The organism is Nonomuraea sp. NPDC003560, assembly GCF_042878785.1.
Lineage (GTDB): Bacteria > Actinomycetota > Actinomycetes > Streptosporangiales > Streptosporangiaceae > Nonomuraea.
Genome location: NZ_JBIAOF010000006.1, coordinates 299,280 through 316,478 on the forward strand (window position 1 = coordinate 299,280; position 17,199 = coordinate 316,478).

General features: G+C 72.6%; 13 protein-coding genes. 7 read left to right on the forward strand and 6 right to left on the reverse strand.

Annotated features, from left to right (window positions below; genetic code table 11):
- Nucleotides 1-2: 2 nt before the first annotated feature.
- Nucleotides 3-881 carry a 1,4-dihydroxy-2-naphthoyl-CoA synthase gene (locus ACFYUV_RS24980; RefSeq protein WP_352366206.1) on the forward strand — a complete coding sequence of 293 codons (879 nt, stop codon included), beginning with the start codon at nt 3-5 and terminating at the stop codon, nt 879-881.
- Between the two features lie 34 nt (nt 882-915).
- On the forward strand, nt 916-1,833 hold the full coding sequence (locus tag ACFYUV_RS24985; RefSeq protein WP_387671661.1) for an aminoglycoside phosphotransferase family protein: 918 nt from the start codon (nt 916-918) through the stop codon (nt 1,831-1,833).
- A 4-nt stretch (nt 1,834-1,837) separates the two neighbouring features.
- On the opposite strand, the gene ACFYUV_RS24990 is transcribed toward ACFYUV_RS24985, so the two are convergent.
- Nucleotides 1,838-2,485, reverse strand: coding sequence for an HPP family protein (locus ACFYUV_RS24990; RefSeq protein ID WP_387671663.1), 648 nt, complete (start codon nt 2,483-2,485; stop codon nt 1,838-1,840).
- A gap of 12 nt (nt 2,486-2,497) precedes the next feature.
- Nucleotides 2,498-3,358, reverse strand: a complete 861-nt coding sequence (locus ACFYUV_RS24995) for an alpha/beta fold hydrolase (protein ID WP_387671665.1) — start codon at nt 3,356-3,358, stop codon at nt 2,498-2,500.
- Between the two features lie 97 nt (nt 3,359-3,455).
- Here ACFYUV_RS24995 and ACFYUV_RS25000 point away from each other — a divergent pair, with 97 nt between their 5' ends.
- The gene (locus tag ACFYUV_RS25000; RefSeq protein WP_387671667.1) at nt 3,456-3,977 is read left to right on the forward strand and encodes a CGNR zinc finger domain-containing protein; all 522 of its coding nucleotides are present in this window, start codon (nt 3,456-3,458) and stop codon (nt 3,975-3,977) included.
- Nucleotides 3,978-4,055: 78 nt separating this feature from the next.
- Here ACFYUV_RS25000 and ACFYUV_RS25005 read toward each other — a convergent pair whose 3' ends face one another.
- Nucleotides 4,056-4,970: an NADP-dependent oxidoreductase gene (locus ACFYUV_RS25005; RefSeq protein ID WP_387672198.1), complete on the reverse strand. Its 915-nt coding sequence runs from the start codon at nt 4,968-4,970 to the stop codon at nt 4,056-4,058.
- Between the two features lie 155 nt (nt 4,971-5,125).
- Here ACFYUV_RS25005 and ACFYUV_RS25010 point away from each other — a divergent pair, with 155 nt between their 5' ends.
- From ACFYUV_RS25010 to ACFYUV_RS25020, 3 genes are read left to right on the forward strand one after another with little or no spacing between them, the layout of a single operon-like run.
- Nucleotides 5,126-5,677, forward strand: a complete 552-nt coding sequence (locus ACFYUV_RS25010) for a hypothetical protein (protein ID WP_387671669.1) — start codon at nt 5,126-5,128, stop codon at nt 5,675-5,677.
- The gene (locus ACFYUV_RS25015) at nt 5,677-7,773 is read left to right on the forward strand and encodes a flotillin family protein (protein ID WP_387671670.1); all 2,097 of its coding nucleotides are present in this window, start codon (nt 5,677-5,679) and stop codon (nt 7,771-7,773) included. Before ACFYUV_RS25010 ends, ACFYUV_RS25015 begins: the two co-directional genes overlap by 1 nt.
- Nucleotide 7,774: 1 nt before the next feature.
- The gene (locus ACFYUV_RS25020; RefSeq protein WP_387671672.1) at nt 7,775-12,601 is read left to right on the forward strand and encodes a DNA repair ATPase; all 4,827 of its coding nucleotides are present in this window, start codon (nt 7,775-7,777) and stop codon (nt 12,599-12,601) included.
- A gap of 119 nt (nt 12,602-12,720) precedes the next feature.
- Here ACFYUV_RS25020 and ACFYUV_RS25025 read toward each other — a convergent pair whose 3' ends face one another.
- Both ACFYUV_RS25025 and ACFYUV_RS25030 read right to left on the reverse strand, forming a co-directional pair.
- Nucleotides 12,721-14,517, reverse strand: a complete 1,797-nt coding sequence (locus tag ACFYUV_RS25025; RefSeq protein WP_387671673.1) for an ABC-F family ATP-binding cassette domain-containing protein — start codon at nt 14,515-14,517, stop codon at nt 12,721-12,723.
- A gap of 158 nt (nt 14,518-14,675) precedes the next feature.
- The gene (locus ACFYUV_RS25030) at nt 14,676-15,116 is read right to left on the reverse strand and encodes a MarR family winged helix-turn-helix transcriptional regulator (RefSeq protein WP_387671675.1); all 441 of its coding nucleotides are present in this window, start codon (nt 15,114-15,116) and stop codon (nt 14,676-14,678) included.
- A gap of 84 nt (nt 15,117-15,200) precedes the next feature.
- On the opposite strand from ACFYUV_RS25030, the gene ACFYUV_RS25035 reads away from it, so the two are divergent.
- Nucleotides 15,201-16,352, forward strand: a complete 1,152-nt coding sequence (locus ACFYUV_RS25035; RefSeq protein WP_387671677.1) for an FAD-dependent oxidoreductase — start codon at nt 15,201-15,203, stop codon at nt 16,350-16,352.
- Here the strand turns inward: ACFYUV_RS25035 and ACFYUV_RS25040 are convergent.
- Entirely contained in the window at nt 16,314-17,192 is an 879-nt protein-coding gene (locus ACFYUV_RS25040; protein WP_387671679.1) for a 4-hydroxy-tetrahydrodipicolinate synthase family protein, read from the reverse strand. The two genes, ACFYUV_RS25035 and ACFYUV_RS25040, sit on opposite strands and share 39 nt — an antisense overlap.
- Nucleotides 17,193-17,199 lie beyond the last annotated feature (7 nt).

The window sequence follows — 17,199 nt, forward strand, 5'->3', positions numbered from 1 at the left end:
CCATGGTCTCCGAGCTGTTCGATCCGAAGATGTGGCAGGTCGTCGAGGGCTTCGACTTCACCGACATCACCTACCACCGGGCCCTCGACCAGGGCACGGTGCGGGTCGCGTTCAACCGGCCCGAAGTGCGCAACGCCTTCAGGCCCCAGACGGTCGACGAGCTCTACCGGGCGCTCGACCACGCCAGGCAGGCCACCGACGTCGGCTGCGTGCTGCTCACGGGCAACGGCCCCTCGCCCAAGGACGGCGGGTGGGCCTTCTGCTCCGGCGGCGACCAGCGCATCAGGGGCAAAGACGGCTACCAGTACGCCGACGGCACCCCCGCCACCGGGCGCCTGCACATCCTGGAGGTGCAGCGCCTGATCCGCTTCATGCCCAAGATCGTGATCTGCGTGGTGCCCGGCTGGGCCGCGGGCGGCGGGCACAGCCTCCACGTCGTGGCCGACCTCACCCTGGCCAGCGCCGAGCACGCCCGCTTCAAGCAGACCGACGCCGACGTGGCCAGCTTCGACGGCGGCTTCGGCTCGGCCTACCTGGCGCGGCAGGTCGGGCAGAAGTTCGCCCGCGAGATCTTCTTCCTGGGCGACACCTACAGCGCGGCCGACGCCCACCGCATGGGCATGGTCAACGCCGTCGTCCCGCACGCGGAGCTGGAGGCCACGGCGCTGGAGTGGGCGCGCAAGGTCAACGGCAAGTCGCCCACCGCGCAGCGCATGCTGAAGTTCGCCTTCAACATGATCGACGACGGGCTCGTCGGGCAGCAGGTGTTCGCGGGCGAGGCGACGCGGCTGGCGTACATGACGGACGAGGCGGCCGAGGGGCGCGACTCCTTCCTGGAGAAGCGGGCGCCCGACTGGTCGCCCTTCCCCTGGCACTTCTAGCCGCGGGCGCCCCGGCCGGAGGCAGACTGGGGCGATGAGGATCATGGTTCCCGAGGCGTTGACCGCATCGCATGTGAAGATCGACGGCGAGCGGGGGCGGGCCTGGTCGGCCGGCCTGCCCGCGCTGGCCGAGCGTTACCTGGAGGAGTGGGGACTGCGGCTGGACGAGGGCCGCCCCATGCACGGCGTGGTCTCCCTCGTGCTGCCCGTCGTACGGGAGGACGGCACCAGGGCGGCGCTCAAGCTCCAGCCCGTCACCGACGAGAACGCCACCGAGGCGCCCGGCCTGCGCACGTGGGCCGGGAAGGGCTCGGTCCTGCTGCTCGACGACGACCCCGAGACCGGCACCCTGCTGCTGGAACGCCTCGACTCCGGCCGCCCGCTGTCGGCCATACCGGACGACACCGAGGCGCTGACGATCCTGACCGGGTTGCTGGGCCGGTTGACCGCCCTCCCCGCCCCGCCGGGGCTGCGCCGGTTGGGCGACATCGCCGCGCAGATGCTGGCCGACGTCGACCGCGCGACGGCCGCGCTGCCCCGCGAGCAGGACAGGTACTGGCTGCGCTGGTGCGCCGACGCGGTCGCCGAGCTCGTCGCCGAGCCGGGCGACCGGCTGCTGCACTGGGACCTGCACTACGACAACGTGCTGGCCGCCGAGCGGGAGCCGTGGCTGGCCATCGACCCCAAGCCGCTGGCCGGCGACCCGGGGTTCGACCTGTGGCCCGCCCTGGACAACCGCTGGGACGCCGTCGTCGCCACCGGCGACCCGATCAGAGGCGTGCTGCGGCGGTTCGACCTGATGGTGGACGGGCTGGGCCTCGACCCCGCCAGGGCGGCCGGCTGGACCCTCGGCCGGATCCTGCAGAACGCCCTCTGGGACGTCGAGGACGGCGAGCACGAGATCGACGAGGTCGCCCTGGTGATCGCCGAGGCCGTGCGCCACCGGCAGTGACGGTTCACCGCCAGTAGGCGGGATATCTGTGGCCCGGCAGCGCCCGTCCGAGCGCCACCCCGGCGGCGATCACCACGACGCTCGCGACCAGGACCGGGTCGAGCAGGTACACCGGGTCGGGGGCGGTGAGTCCGATCAGCGCCGCCGTGGCCCCGGCCGGCGGGTGAGGGGCCCGCAGCAGCAGCATCGGGGCCGTGGAGAGCGCCGCCGCGGCGACCGCCGTCCACACCGAGGGGCCGGTGAGGGCGGTGAGCGCCAGGGCGAGCGCGGTGGCGCTCAGGTGGCCCAGGAGGATGCTGCGCGGCTGGGCGAACGGCGCGGCGGGCGCCAGGGCCACGATCCCGGCGGTGGCGGCGAACGGCAGCGCGAACAGCTCCATGCCGGTGAGGCCGGCCAGCAGGGCCAGTAACGACAGTCCGGCCAGCGCCGCCGCGGTGGCCAGGGCCACCGCCCTGCCGGACGGACGGGCGGGCGCCCCCGACGTCCCGGCCCGCCCCCACCTCCGGGTGGGCGGCGGCCCGGCCGTCGGACCCGCCGCGCGCCCGTGGGGGGCGGGCGTGCGGCGGGAGCTCAGGGATCGGTGCGTGTGGACGGCGGCGGCGGACAGGCCTGGGCGGGCCGTGGTGTTCCCGCGGCGGCGGGGCTGGGCCATCGGAGGCTCCTGTCAGTCGGAGAGGCGGCGGAGGAAGTCGCGGACCAGCGCGGCGATCTGCCGGCCACGGGTCTCCAGGGCGAAGTGGCCGGCGTCGATGAGCTGGATCTCGGCGCGCTTGGTGTCCCGGTCGAAGGCGAGGGCGCCGTCGGGGCCGAAGATCTCGTCGTGCCGCCCCCACACGGCCAGCACCGGCGGCTGGTGGGTGCGCAGGTACTCCTGCCACTGCGGGTAGAGGCCCGGGTTGCGGCCGTAGTCCACGAAGAGGGCGAGCTGGACGGCGTGGTTGCCGGGCCGGTCGAGGCGGGCCTGGTCGAGGGCGGCCTTGTCGGGGTTGACCATGGCGGCGTCGGGGACCCCGTGGGTGTACTGCCAGTGGGTGGCCTCGGGGGTGAGCAGGCCGAGCAGCGCGGAGGTGTTCTCCTCGGAGGGGTCGGCCCACGCCTTGCGCAGCGGCTCCCAGAACGGCGTCAGGCCCTCCTCGTACGCGTTGCCGTTCTGGGTGACGATGCCGGTGATGCGCTCCGGGTGCCGGACGGCGAGGCGGAAGCCGACGGGGGCGCCGTAGTCGTGCACGTAGAGCGCGTACTTGGTGACGCCCAGGGTGTCCAGGAGGCTGTCCACCACGTCGGCCAGGTGGTCGAAGCTGTACTCCCACTCGTCGGCCGCGGGGGCCGAGCTGTGACCGAAGCCCGGGTAGTCGGGCGCGATCAGATGGAACTCGTCCGCCAGGTCGGCGATCAGCTCCTGGTAGGCCACCGACGAGGTCGGGAACCCGTGCAGCAGCACCAGCGTGGGCGCCGACGGGTCACCGGCCTCCCGGTAGAACACGTCGAGGCCGTCCACCACAGCGGTGCGGTACCGAACAGTCATCTCATCCTCCAGCTATAACCGGCTAAATCCGTTTTGCTGGTTAAGTGATAGCATGGCGATCGATAACCAGTCAAATCGCTTTGGGGGGTTAGAGGCAGTGAGGATACGGCCGCTTCGCGACGAGCCCATGGCGCTCGACCTGGTCGACACCGTCTGGGTGGAGCACGGCGCCCTGCTCGACCAGTTCGACGACCTGGAAGGCGTGCGCTCCTGGCTCGGCGACCACGGCCTGCCGGGCGAGGGCGATCTGGAGCGGGTGCGCGACCGGCTCGTCCGGGCGCGGGACGCGCTGCGCGGCTCGCTCGAAGGCCGGGGGCACAACGCGCTCAACGCGGTGCTCGCCGAGGGCTCGACCAGGCCGCGGGTGGACGCCGACGGGCCGCGCGAGACCGTCGTGGTGAGCGATCCGGCCTGGGAGGCGGCCTGGACGGCGGCCGCCGACTTCGTCCGGCTCCTGCGCGAACGTCCCGAACGGCTGCGCAAGTGCGCGAACCCCGCCTGTGTCCTGTGGTTCCTCGACGTGAGCAAGAACGGCAGCCGCAGGTGGTGCTCGATGGAGGTGTGCGGCAACCGCGCGAAGGCGGGCCGGTTCAACCAGCGCCACAAGAACGCCGTCTGAACCGCGAAGGCGGGCCGGCTCGGCCGACGCCACAGGAACGCCGCCCGAACCGGCCCGCCCGGAGATCGTGGCGGACCTCTAGTCCGTCACCAGGACGACCTTCCCCCGGCCGTGGCCGGTCTCGATCTCGCGGTGGGCGTCGGCGGCCTCCTCCAGCCGGTACGTCCGCCGCACCGGGAAGGCGAAGCGGCCCTCGGCGTACAGGGCGGCGTACCGGCCGAGCCGTTCGGCCGTGCGCTCGCCCTGGACGACCTTGACGCCCAGCTCGGCCGCCCGGCCGTGCTCGACCAGGGTGACGATGCGCCCGCGGTCGGCGACCAGGTCGAGCGAGACCTCCAGGGCGTGGCCGCCGGCGCCGTCGAGAGCCGCGTGCACGCCGCCGGGGGCGAGCGCGCGGACCCGGTCGGCGAGCCCGTCACCGTAGGCGACCGGGATCGCGCCGAGGTCGCGCAGGTGGTCGTGGTTGGCCTCGCGGGCGGTGCCGATCACCGTGGCGCCGCGCATGCGGGCGATCTGCACGGCCGCCGTGCCCACGGACCCGGCCGCGCCGTGCACGAGCAGCGTCTCGCCGGCGCCGACCGCCAGGGCGTCGAGGGCCAGCTCGGCCGTCTGCACGCCGGAGGTCAGCCCGCCGGCCACCTCCCAGGGCGTCCCGGCGGGCTTGGGGGCCACGTCGGCCGCCGGGACCACAATGTACTCGGCGTAGGCGAACAGGCGCGAGAAGCCCAGCACCTCGTCCCCGGCCGACACCCCGGCGACCCCGTCGCCCACCTGGTCGACCACGCCGGCGAACTCGTTGCCCGGGATGCGCGGCCACGGCACGTCCCCCATGTACGGCGGCAGCCACCCCGCCCGTACGGCCGCGTCGAACGGCTGCACGCCGGCCGCCCGCACCCGGACGCGCACCTGTCCCGGGCCCGCCTGCGGCGCGGGCACCTCCATCACCTTCAGCACCTCGGGGCCGCCCGGCTCGGCGAACGCCGCCGCCCTCATCACGTCAGTCATGCCGTCGAGCGTGCTACCTCAACCGCCCTTGAGGTCAAGTCGGCTAACTTTCGATATGAAGTCGGGAACTTTCCGCTTTAGTCGCGCTTTATATGTATATAGTCCGTCAGGACACACCGGGGGATGGGGCAAACCGAGGGCTGATGACCGAGTTCTTCCACGCCGCTCTGGGCTTTCCGACCGTCATTTTCACTTTCCTCCTCGCGGCGGTCCTGGCTTATTGGCTGGCCGTCATCGCGGGCCTGCTGGACCTCGACCACGACGCGCCATGGCTGGGATTCGGGGGCGTCCCCGCCGGGATCGTCATCTCCCTGCTGGTCGCGGTCGCCTGGCTGCTGAGTCTGGTCGGCGGCCAGGTGCTGCCGGACGCCGCGCTGGCCGCCGTGCCCTTCGCCGCGGCGGCGGGCGGCTGGCTCGCCACGCGCGCCCTGATCGGGCCGCTGCGCAGGGCTTTCCAGGACGGCGGGCAGCACTCGCGCGGCGGCCTCGTGGGCCGCCCGTGCGTCATCCGCACCGGTGCCGCCACCCCCGACTTCGGCCAGGCCGAGGTCACCGCCGAGGACGGCTCGACCGCGGTCGTCCAGGTCCGGACGACCGGGCGGGACCGCCTGGGCCGCGGCGACAAAGCACTCATCTTCGAATACGACAAAGACGGCGAATTCTTCTGGGTCATGCCCTACGAAAGCGAGCTCTGATGGACGTCATCTCCACGGGCTTCGGCGTATTTCTCGCCGTCGTCCTGGTCATCGTGATTGGCCTGCTGGTCATCATCGGCCGCCTTTTCCGTAAGGTGGAACAGGGCAAGGCGCTGATCGTGTCGAAGGTCAACAAGGTGGACGTGACGTTCACCGGCGCCATCGTGCTGCCGGTCGTCCACAAGGCCGAGACCATGGACATCTCGGTGAAGACCATCGAGATCACGCGTACCGGCCGTGAGGGGCTGATCTGCCGGGACAACATCAGGGCCGACATCAAGATCACGTTCTTCGTCCGGGTGAACAAGACCGCCGAGGACGTCATCAAGGTCGCCCAGGCCATCGGCACCGCGCGGGCCAGCGACGAGAACACCCTCCAGGAGCTGTTCAGCGCCAAGTTCTCCGAGGCGCTGAAGACGGCCGGCAAGCAGCTCGACTTCGTCGACCTCTACACCAAGCGGGACGAGTTCCGCGACGAGATCATCCGGCTCATCGGCACCGACCTGAACGGCTACAGCCTCGAAGACGCCGCCATCGACTACCTGGAGCAGACCGCGCTCACCCAGCTCGACTCCAGCAACATCCTGGACGCGCAGGGCATCAGGAAGATCACCGAGCTGACCGCGCTGGAGCACGTACGGACCAACGAGTTCCAGCGGGCCGAGGAGAAGGAGATCACCCGCCAGAACGTGGACGCCCGCGAGGCCATCCTGGAGCTCCAGCGCCGCCAGGCCGACGCCGAGCTCAAGCAGCGCCGCGAGATCGAGACCGTCAAGGCCCGCGAGGAGGCGGAGATCGCCCGCGTGCAGGCCGAGGAGCGGCTGCGCGCACAGACGGCCGGCATCAAGACCGACGAGCAGATCGGCGTGCAGCGGGAGAACCAGGCCCGCGAGGTGGCGGTCGCCGAGAAGAACCGCGAGCGGGTGATCGCGATCGAGAGCGAGCGCATCGAGAAGGACCGCCTGCTGGAGGTCATCGCCCGCGAGCGGGAGACCGAGCTGTCGCGCATCGCCAAGGACAAGGAGGTCGAGACCGAGAAGCGGTCGATCGCCGAGGTCATCAGGGAGCGCATCGCGGTCGACAAGACGGTGGCCGAGCAGGAGGAGAGCATCAAGCGGCTGCGGGTGGTCGAGGAGGCCGAGCGCACCCGTCAGCAGGTGATCATCGCGGCCGAGGCCGAGGCGCAGGAGAACCTGGTCAAGGACATCAAGGCGGCCGAGGCCGCCGAGGCGGCCTCGAAGTTCAAGGCCCGCGAGGAGCTGGTGCTGGCCGAGGCCCGGCAGCAGGCCGCGGAGCTGGAGGCGCGGGCCAAGATCCGGCTCGCGGAGGGCGTGCAGGCCGAGTCCGCCGCGGCCGGGCTGGCGCAGGTGCAGGTCAAGGAGCGCGACGCGGACGCCATCGAGAAGGTCGGCCGCGCGGAGGCCCTGTCCCTGGGCGAGCGGCTGCGGGCCGAGGCCGAGGGCGCGCGGGCCATGGCGCTGATCGAGGGCGACCGGCTCAAGGCCCAGGCCGAGGGCGAGCAGGCCATGGCGCTGGCCGGCGCCACCGCGATCGGCGAGAAGCTGAAGGCCGAGGCCGAGGGCCTGACCCAGAAGGCCGCCGCGATGGCCGCCCTGGACGAGGCCAGCCGGGGCCACGAGGAGTACCGCCTGCGCCTGGAGGCCGACAAGGAGATCAGGCTCAAGCACATCGACGTCACCCGCCAGGTGGCCGAGTCGCAGGCCAGCGTGCTGGCGGCGGGCCTGGCCAAGGCCAACATCGACATCGTCGGCGGCGACACGATGTTCTTCGACAAGGTGGTCGGCTCGATCACCACGGGCAAGGCGGTGGACGGCTTCGTCGGCCACTCGAACGTCGCGGGGGCCCTCGCGGCGCCGTACCTCAACGGGACGGCCAGCCTGGCGGCGGACATCGCGAGCGTGGTCGGCGGGGTGCGCACCGAGGACATCAAGAACCTGACCGTCTCGGCCCTGCTCATGCGGCTCATCCAGGACGGCGGCCCGCAGTCGACGGCGCTCGGCGAGCTGCTGGAGACCGCGCGCCGGCTGGGCGTGGCCGACTCCCCCGTGGCCGCGCTGGCGGCGGCGAAGGGCTGACGTGAGCACCACCGAGCTGGAAGCCGGGACCTACGAGGTTCTGCGGAACCGTCTCCAGGCGCAGGCCAAGGCCCTCGCGGTGGCGGCGGAGGAGGTCAACGGGCGGCGGCTGCGCGTCTTCGGCGGCGCGGAGCTGCGCCTGCTCGGCACCGAGCGGATCAGGACCGAGAACAACTGCGTCCCGAGGGACATCGTCTCGCTGGGCGAGGTGATGTTGTTCGGCTACAACGTCTTCATCGGGCTCAAGCCGGAGACGACCGTGGCCGACGTGTTCGCCGTGCACCGCTTCACCAGGGACGGGGACGCGTTCACGTTCGAGACGGGGAAGCTGGAGACGCTGGAGGAGCCGGCGTTCAGGAAGGACTTCGCCGAGCTGTACCGGTACTACAAGGAGACCAGGCTCCAGCAGCTGCGCCGGGTCGAGGGCAAGCTGCTGGCGGTGTTCCGGACGGGCCCGGCGGACACGCGGGTGCTCAGGTGGACGGTCAGCAACGGCGGTATCCCGAAATATCTGGATAACAGGGGGGAGCGGGACCACGTCTTCCCCCCGTCCCACGACTTCGAGTGGACGCCGACCACCCGCGACGACCACGTGCTCGGCCGCCATCCGCACATCTCCATCGAGGGCGAGGTCTTCGTCGAGACGATCGGCGGCGACCTCACCATCAAGGTCGAGAACAACACCGAGACCGGCGCGGGCGTCTACTCCGAGCCGGTCACCGAACGCCTCCAGTCGCTGGCCGACGCCGACGTCGAGTACGCCAGGGTCGGGCCGCTCGTCCTCATGCGGATCAGGCCGTACAAGGAGCCGGACTGGCGGCATCTGGTGTTCAACACCCGTACCAAGGCGGTGACCAGGCTCGACGGCATCGGCCAGTCCTGCCAGCGGCTGCCCGAGGACCAGGGGCTGATCTTCCCGGGCGGCTACTACCTGGCCACCGGGATCAGCAAGACCTTCGACACGGACGTGGCGGACCTGGAGTTCGAGCGGGTCGTGCGCTCGCCCAACGGCGAGGACGTCCTGTACGTCTTCCACGCCCGCGGCGACGGCCGCTCGTTGCTGCTGCCGTACAACGTGATCAGGAAGGAGGTGGCCAACCCCATCGTCTGCCACGGGTACTCCCTGTTCGACGACGGCACGATGGTGGTCTTCCGCGCCCTCTCCGAGGAGCCGACCCGGGTCCACCCGATGCAGGTGTGGCAGACGCCGTACGTGTCCGACACCTACGCCGCCGCCCAGCCCGCCGGGACCGGGCCCCTGGAGCGCATCGGCAACGCCGAGCTGGTGCGCGGCATCTCCGACTGCCTGTCCGTGGCCCGCATGGTCGAGGAGATGGCGGCGTCGGAGGCCACGTTCGAGGCGCTGATCGCCGCCTGCACCCGCGCCGCCGACTCCTACCACTGGCTCGGCGAGCACGGGCTCGCCGCGCCGCTCGCCGACGTGCGCGCCACCGCCGAGCAGGTGCTCGACGAGTACGAGAACGTCGAGCAGCTCACCCGCCAGGCCGCCGACACCCTGGCCGCGGCCGCCGCGGAGACCACCCACCTGGTACGCGCGGCCGCCGCCGACACCCCCGCCACCGCCGACGCCTGGGTCACCACGCTGGCCGGACTGCGCAGGCAGCAGGGCCGCCTGGTGACCCTGCGCGACGTCCGCTACCTGGATCTCGCCCGCCTGGACGAGCTGTCCGCCGCCGTGACCGCGGAGCTGGCCGCGACCGGCCGGCGCGCGGTCGCCTTCCTGGAGGGCGCGGAGGCGTTCACCGCCTACCACGTGGCGGTCGAACGGCTGGCCGCCGACGCCGCCGCCATCGCGACCGTGGCCGAGGCCGCGCCCGTCGCCGACCGGCTGGCCGAGCAGGCGGAGGGCCTGGAGGTGGTGACGGAGGTCGTCGGCTCGCTGGAGATCGCCGACGCCACGGTCCGCACGTCGATCCTGGGCCGGATCGCCGAGGTGCTGGCCGGGGTGAACCGGGCGCGGGCCGTGCTCGACGGGCGGCGGCGCGAGCTGCTCGGCTCGGAGGGCCGTGCGGCCTTCGCCGCCGAGTTCGCCCTGTTCGGGCAGGCCGTCTCGGGCGCGCTGGCGATGGCCGACACGCCGGACAAGTGCGACGAGCAACTCGGCCGCTTGATGCTCCAGGTGGAGAACCTGGAGGCGCGGTTCGGCGAGTTCGACGACTTCGCCGCCCAGCTCGCGGGCAAGCGGGACGAGGTCTACGAGGCGTTCTCGGCCAGGAAGCAGACCCAGCTCGACGGCCTGGCCCGGCGGGCCGACCGGGTCTTCGCCTCGGCCGAGCGCATCCTGGGCAGCGTGACCAGGCGGCTGGCGTCCCTGGGGTCGATGGACGAGGTCAACACGTACTTCGCCACCGATCCGATGGTCGGCAGGGTCCGTACGGCGGCGGCCGAGCTGCGCTCCCTGGGCGACGCCGTCCGGGCCGAGGAGCTGGACGGCCGGGTCAAGGCGGCCCAGCAGGAGGCCGGCCGCGCCCTGCGGGACCGGCTGGACCTGTTCACCGACGGCGGCGAGACGCTGCGCCTCGGCCGTCACCTGTTCGCCGTCAACACCCAGCCGATCGACCTGACGCTGGTCCCGCACGACGGCGAGATGCACTTCGCGATCACGGGCACCGACTACCGCGCGCCCGTGCCGGCGTCGTTCGCGGACACGCGGCCGTTCTGGGAGCAGCTGCTGGTGTCGGAGACGCCGGAGATGTACCGGGCCGAGCACCTGGCCGCCTCGCTCCTGGACTCCGCGGTGCCCGGCGCTCCCCTGGCCGACCTGGTACGCCAGGCCGCCGAGCAGCGCTACGACGAGGGCTACGAGCGCGGCGTGCACGACCACGACGCGATCCTCGTCCTGGAGAGCCTGGTCCGCCTGCGCGAGGGCGCCGGCCTGCTGCGCTACCCGCCCGAGGCCCGCGCGGCGGCGCAGCTCTTCTGGGCCTTCGGCACGGACGAGGTTTCACGTAAAACATTGGCCACCAGGGCCGCCTCCCTGGTCCGCGCCCGCGCGGTCTTCGGCCGGACGCCCGCCCTGGAGGCGCTGGCCGCCGAGCTCGGCGGCCGGATCGCCGCCTTCTCCCCCGGCCAGGACACCGGGCAGGACACCGGGCAGGACACCGGGCAGAGCACGGCCGCGCTGGCCGGCGAGTACCTGGTCGAGGAGCTGGGCGCGACGCCGTCGGGCTTCGTGACCGGCAAGGCGGCGCGCGACCTCCTCGACGGCTTCAGGCAGGCGCTCGGCCCGGCCAGGACCCGCGAGTTCGAGGAGGAGCTGGCCGCGCTCCCCCTGCCCGAGCGGCTGCAGCTCGCCCACGCCTGGATCGGCGCCTACCGGCAGGGTCCCGAGGTGGCCGAGGCCGTCGCCGTGCTCCTGTGCGACCTGCCGCGTCACGACTCCGGCGCCGCCGTCGAGGAGACCGTCGAGGGGCTGCTCGGCGCGCATCCGCGCGTGCAGGACCGCAGGCTCCGGATCAGGCTCGACGAGCTGCTGACCAGGGCGCGCGCCTTCAGGCAGGACCGGGTCCCGGCCTACCGGGCCTACCAGCGCCGCCGCAACGAGCTGATCGAGCAGGAACGCCGCCGGTTGCGTCTGGAGGAGTACCGGCCCCAGGTCATGAGCGCGTTCGTCCGCAACCGGCTGCTGGACGAGGTCTACCTGCCGCTGATCGGCGACAACCTGGCCAAGCAGCTCGGCGCGGCGGGCGCGGGCAAGCGCACCGACCAGATGGGCCTGCTGCTGCTCATCTCACCGCCCGGCTACGGCAAGACCACGCTGATGGAGTACGTCGCCAGCCGCCTCGGCCTGGTCTTCGTCAAGGTGAACGGCCCGGCGCTCGGCCACGGCGTCACCTCGCTCGACCCGGCCGACGCGCCCGACGCCACGGCCAGGCAGGAGGTCGAGAAGATCTCCTTCGCGCTGGAGAGCGGCAACAACACCCTGCTCTACCTGGACGACATCCAGCACACCTCGCCGGAACTGCTGCAGAAGTTCATCTCGCTGTGCGACGCCCAGCGCCGCATCGAGGGCGTCTGGAACGGCCGGACCCGCACGTACGACCTGCGCGGGAAGCGCTTCGCGGTGTGCATGGCGGGCAACCCGTACACCGAGTCCGGGCAGCGCTTCCGCATCCCGGACATGCTGGCCAACCGGGCCGACGTGTGGAACCTGGGCGACGTGCTCTCCGGCAAGGACGAGCTGTTCGCGCTGAGCTACGTGGACAACGCGCTCACCTCCAACCCGGTGCTCGCCCCCCTCTCGGGCCGCGACCGGGCCGACGTCGAGCTCCTGGTGCGCCTGGCCAAGGGCGACCCGGCCGTCCGGCCTGACCAGCTCCGGCACCCGTACGGCAAGGCCGAGCTGGAGCAGGTGCTCGGCGTGCTGGGCAAGCTGGTGCGGGCGCAGGAGGTGGTGCTGGCCAACAACGCGGCCTACATCGCGTCGGCGTCCCAGGCGGAGGCGTCCAGGACCGAGCCGCCGTACCGGTTGCAGGGGTCGTACCGGAACATGAACAAGCTGGCCGAGCGCATCGTGCCCGCCATGAACGACGAGGAGCTGGAGGCGGTGATCGACGACCACTACCTGGGCGAGGCGCAGACCCTCACCCAGGACGCCGAGGCCAACCTGCTCAAGCTGGCCGAGCTGCGCGGCCGCCTCACCCCCGCCCAGGCGGCGCGCTGGGCGGAGATCAAGGCGGCCTTCCTCCGGGCCAGGGCGCTCGGCGGCTCCGGCGACGACCCGATGACCAGGGCCGTGGGCGCCCTCGGCCTCCTCGCCGACCGGGTGAGCGAGGTCGGCACGGCCATCAGGGAGTCTGACCGCTGACCCCAGCCGTCAGGGGCCGGCCCCTGAGCGCAGCGGCCCGGCCGTCAGGAGGCCCGATCGCTGAGCGCAGCGGCCCGGCCCTCGGCGGGCCCGGTCCCTGAGGGGAGCGGGCCCGGCTGTCAGCGGGCCCGCTCGCTGGGCCGGGCGGGTGCGAGCTCCAGGTGGGTGCCGGTGAAGGCGGCGCGCAGGCGGCGGTCGTGGGTGACGACCACCAGCGCGCCCTCGTAGTGGGCCAGCGCCTCCTCAAGCTGCTCCACCAGCATCGGCGACAGGTGGTTGGTCGGCTCGTCGAGCAGCAGCAGGTCCACCGGCTCCGTGACCAGGCGGGCCAGCTCGACCCGGCGGCGCTGTCCGTAGGAGAGGTCGGCCAGCCGCCGCCGCAGGTCGTCCGGCCGGAACAGGCCCAGGCCGAGCAGCCGGTCGGCGTGCTCGTCGGGGCTGCCCGTCCGTCCCTCGGCGAAGGCCGCGAGGACGGTACGGTCCAGCCGGGCCGCCCGGTCCTCCTGACGCAGCAGACCGGCCCGTCCGGTCCGCCGTACGGTCCCCTCGTCGGGACGCAGCTCGCCGGCCAGCACCCGCATGAGCGTGGTCTTGCCCGCGCCGTTCGGCCCGGTGACGAGCAGCCGCTCCCCCCGCCGTACGGCGAGCCCGTCGATCCGCAGCCGCCCCGCCACGCGCACCCCGTCGAGCACGACCACCATGGACCGCCACCCCACCCCGCCCGCCTCGCCCACGCCCTGGAGGCGTCCCGGCAGCCGCACATCGGCCCGAGCGACCACGTCCTTGGGGTGTTCCGGCAGGCGCACGTCGGCGGGGGCGATCACCTCTCGCAGGTGATCCGGGAGGAGCACGTCGGCGGGGGTGATCACCTCTCGCGGATGACCCGGGAGGAGCGCGCCGGCGGGGGGCGGGGCGGTGATGGCGGCGGTGAAGCGGAGCGGCACCGGGGGCGGCGGCACCGCGTGCTCTTCGAGCCATCGCATCCGCGCCCGCGACTGCCGGACGCGCCCGGCGGCGCCGTGCGTACGCGACCGCGCCCGCCACGCGCCGGTGCCCATCCCGGCCTGGACCATCCCGCGCGGGATGGCCGCCATCCGCCCCGCGTTGGCCGCCACCAGCCCGGCGTGCCGGGCCAGCTCGGACCGCCACTCCTCGTGGGCCCGCACGTGCGCGGCCCGTTCGGCGGCCTTGGCCGCGAGGTAGCCCGAGTAGCCGTCGCCGTAGCGGCGCACCTGCCCGTCGGAGACCTCCAGGATCACCGTGGTGACCCGGTCGAGGAACGTCCGGTCGTGGCTGATCGCGACGACCGTGCCGCGGTGCTCGCGCAGGTGCTGTTCGAGCCAGGCGACGGCCTGGTCGTCCAGGTCGTTGGTCGGCTCGTCGAGCAGCAGCAGCTCCGGCGCGGCGGCCAGCGTCGCGGCCAGGGCGAGCCTGGACCGCTCGCCGCCCGACATCGTCGCGACCGGACGGTCCCGGTCCAGGCCGGACAGGCCCAGGCCGTGCAGCGCGACGTCCACCCGGGTGTCGGCCTCGTAGCCGCCGCGCGCCTCGAACTCGGCGACGGCGGCGGCGTAGGCGTCCAGGTCGGTGCCGGCGAGCGCGCGCATGCGCGCCTCGATCTCGCGCAGCTCGGCCAGGGCCAGGTCGACGACGTCGGCCACGGTGGCGTGCGGCGGCGGCTCCAGCGACTGCGGCAGGTGCCCCACGCCGCCGGGCGCGACCACGGTCAGCTCGCCGTTGTCCGGACGCTCGACGCCCGCCATGAGCCTGAGCAGCGTGGACTTGCCCGAGCCGTTGTCGCCGATCACCCCGGCCTTCTCCCCGGGCCGGACGGTGAGCGACACCCGGTCCAGGACGATTCGGGTGTCGTAACGCTTGGTGATCTCGTTCAGTGCCAATTGGGCAGCGGTACGCATAGAGGCTCCACCTCCTTGTCTCAACGCGGACATGACCGGTACGAGGCGTGGCGGAGCGGTCGGCTCAACGCGTATGCGCCTCGGGCGTGAGAATCACAGGAAGCAGTAACCCATATCGGCGGACACCGTAGCCCATAAGCGGAATTGTGTACAGCCCTTTATTCGGTGCGCAGCGACGTGGTGGCCTCCCGTTGCAGGGCCGTGGACCGCCGGAGGAAGTCGACGATCAGGGACAGCTCGTCGTCGGTGTAGCGGTCGTACAGGCCGGACATGGCGGCCACGAACGGCTCGAACAGCTCGCCGAAGCCGGCCAGCCGCTCCCAGTTGATCTCGACGATGACCCGTCGGCGGTCTTTGGTGTCGCGCACCCTGCGGACCAGCCATTTGGCCTCCAGCCGGTCGATCAGCCCGCTGACGGAGGCCGGGGCGAGGCCCGTGTGCTGGGACAGCTCCCCGGCGGTCAGCGGCCCGAGGCGCTGGAGCAGGTCGAGCGTCTTCTCCTCGGTCATCCCCAGGCCCAGCCGCTCGCCCATGGCGCTGTGGTACATGACCGCGGCGTTGCTGCTCTCCCGGCCCGCCTCGACCAGTTCGTCCAACAATTTCTTTCGATGCTCCGAAATATCCCTGGACATCCCGCCACCCGCGCTCATATATTTCGTTCGGTCGAACGAAAGGATACCAGCATGAAGGCTCTGATCATAGGCTGCGGGATCGGCGGGCCCGTCACGGCGATGGCCCTTCAGGCGGCCGGCATCGACGCCGAGATCCACGAGGCGTACCCGCGGGGCGCCGAGAACGTCGGCTCGTTCCTCAACCTCGCCTCCAACGGCCTGGCCGCCCTGCGCGTGCTCGGCGTCCACCGCGAGGTGCTGTCGTCGGCCATCCCCACCCCGCGCATGGTCATGTGGAGCGGCACCGGCAAGCGCCTCGGCGAGGTGGCCAACGGCCTGCGCCTCGACGACGGCACGGTCAGCCACACCGTGCTCCGCTCCGACCTCTACGGCGCCCTGCGCGACGAGGCCGCCCGGCGCGGCATCCCCATCGCCTACGGCCGGCGCCTGGTCTCCTACGACGACACCGGCGACCAGGTCGTGGTGACCTTCGAGGACGGCGCCTCGGCCGCCGGCGACCTGCTGATCGCCTGCGACGGCGTGCACTCGCGCACCCGTTCGCTGCTCGACCCCGGCGCGCCCGGCCCGCGCTACAGCGGCCTGTACAGCTTCGGCGGCATCGTCAGGAGCACTGAAAGCAGGGGCTTCGGCGAGCCCGGCGTCTACGACATGGTCTTCGGCAAGCGGGCCTTCTTCGGCTGCACGGTGACCGAGTCGGGCGACACGTGGTGGTTCGCGAACCTGCCCAGACGGCTCGGTGACGTGCCCGCCGACTGGCGGCCCGTCCTGGCGGCGGCGTTCGAGGGGGACGCGAACCCCTCGGCCGACCTCGTCCGCCGCGGCCCCGTGGGCCCGGCACTGCCGGTGTACGACCTGCCGCCGGTGCCCGTCTGGCACCGGGGCCGCGTCCTGCTCACCGGGGACGCCGCCCACGCCACCTCGCCCAGCTCCGGCCAGGGCGCCTCGCTGGCCGTCGAGGACGCGGTCGTGCTGGCCAGGTGCCTGCGCGAGGCGAAGGACCACCGCGCGGCGTTCGAGCGGTTCGAGGCCGAGCGGCGGCCGAGGGTCGAGCGGGTGGTCGCCTACTCCAGGACGATCAGCAACAGCAAGGCCGCGGGCCCGGTCGCCCGGGTCTTCCGTGACCTGATGCTGCCGATGTTCCTGAAGCGCGGCGCGAGCCAGGAGTCACTGGCCTGGATGTACCGCCACCAGGTCGGCCTGTGACACCGCGGCGGCGGAGGCGGGCAGCAGCGGCAGCCGCACGTCCGGCGTCGGGATCAGGCCCCTGGCGTGCAGGACGCCCTTGATCACGGTCGGGTTGGGCTCGGCGAAGAGCGCGCGGGAGACCTGGGCCAGCCGGTGCCCGAGCGGGCGCGCGGTGGCCACGTCCCCCGCCAGCCAGGCGTCGACCAGCTCGACGAAGCTCCTGGTCAGCACGTGGGCCGAGGCCAGGATGCCGCCGGTGGCGCCGAGCGCGAGCAGCGGCGAGACGAACGCGTCGTCGCCGCCCAGCACCTCGAAGCCGTCGGGCAGGTCCGCGAGCAGGTCCACCGTGTCCTGGTCGATGCCGCCGGCGGCGTACTTGACACCCGCGATGTTCGGATGCTCCCCGACGGCCCGCAGTGTCGCGGCGCCCACGGCCTGACCGGTCCGGTAGGGGATGTGGTAGATCACCAGCGGCACGGGTGACGCCTCGGCCAGCGCCTCGAAGTGCGCGATCACGCCGCGCTCGCCGGGCCGCAGGAAGTACGGCACGGTCACCAGGGCCGCGTCCACCCCGGCGGGCAGCTCGCGCAGCGCCGCGGCGGTCGTGCGGGTGTCGTTCCCGGTCACGCCGACGGTCAGCAGCGCCCGGCGCTCGGCGCACACGCGTACGCAGGTCTCGACCACCAGGGCCCGCTCGCCGGGGTCGAGGGCGGCCACCTCGGCCGTCGTCCCCAGCGCCACCAGACCGGCCGCGCCCTCGTCGAGCATCTGCCGGGCGAGCTTCTCGACCGCGTCGGCGGCCACCTCCCCCGACGACGTGAACGGCGTGACAAGCGGTACGTGGATTCCTCTCAGCATGCTTCGA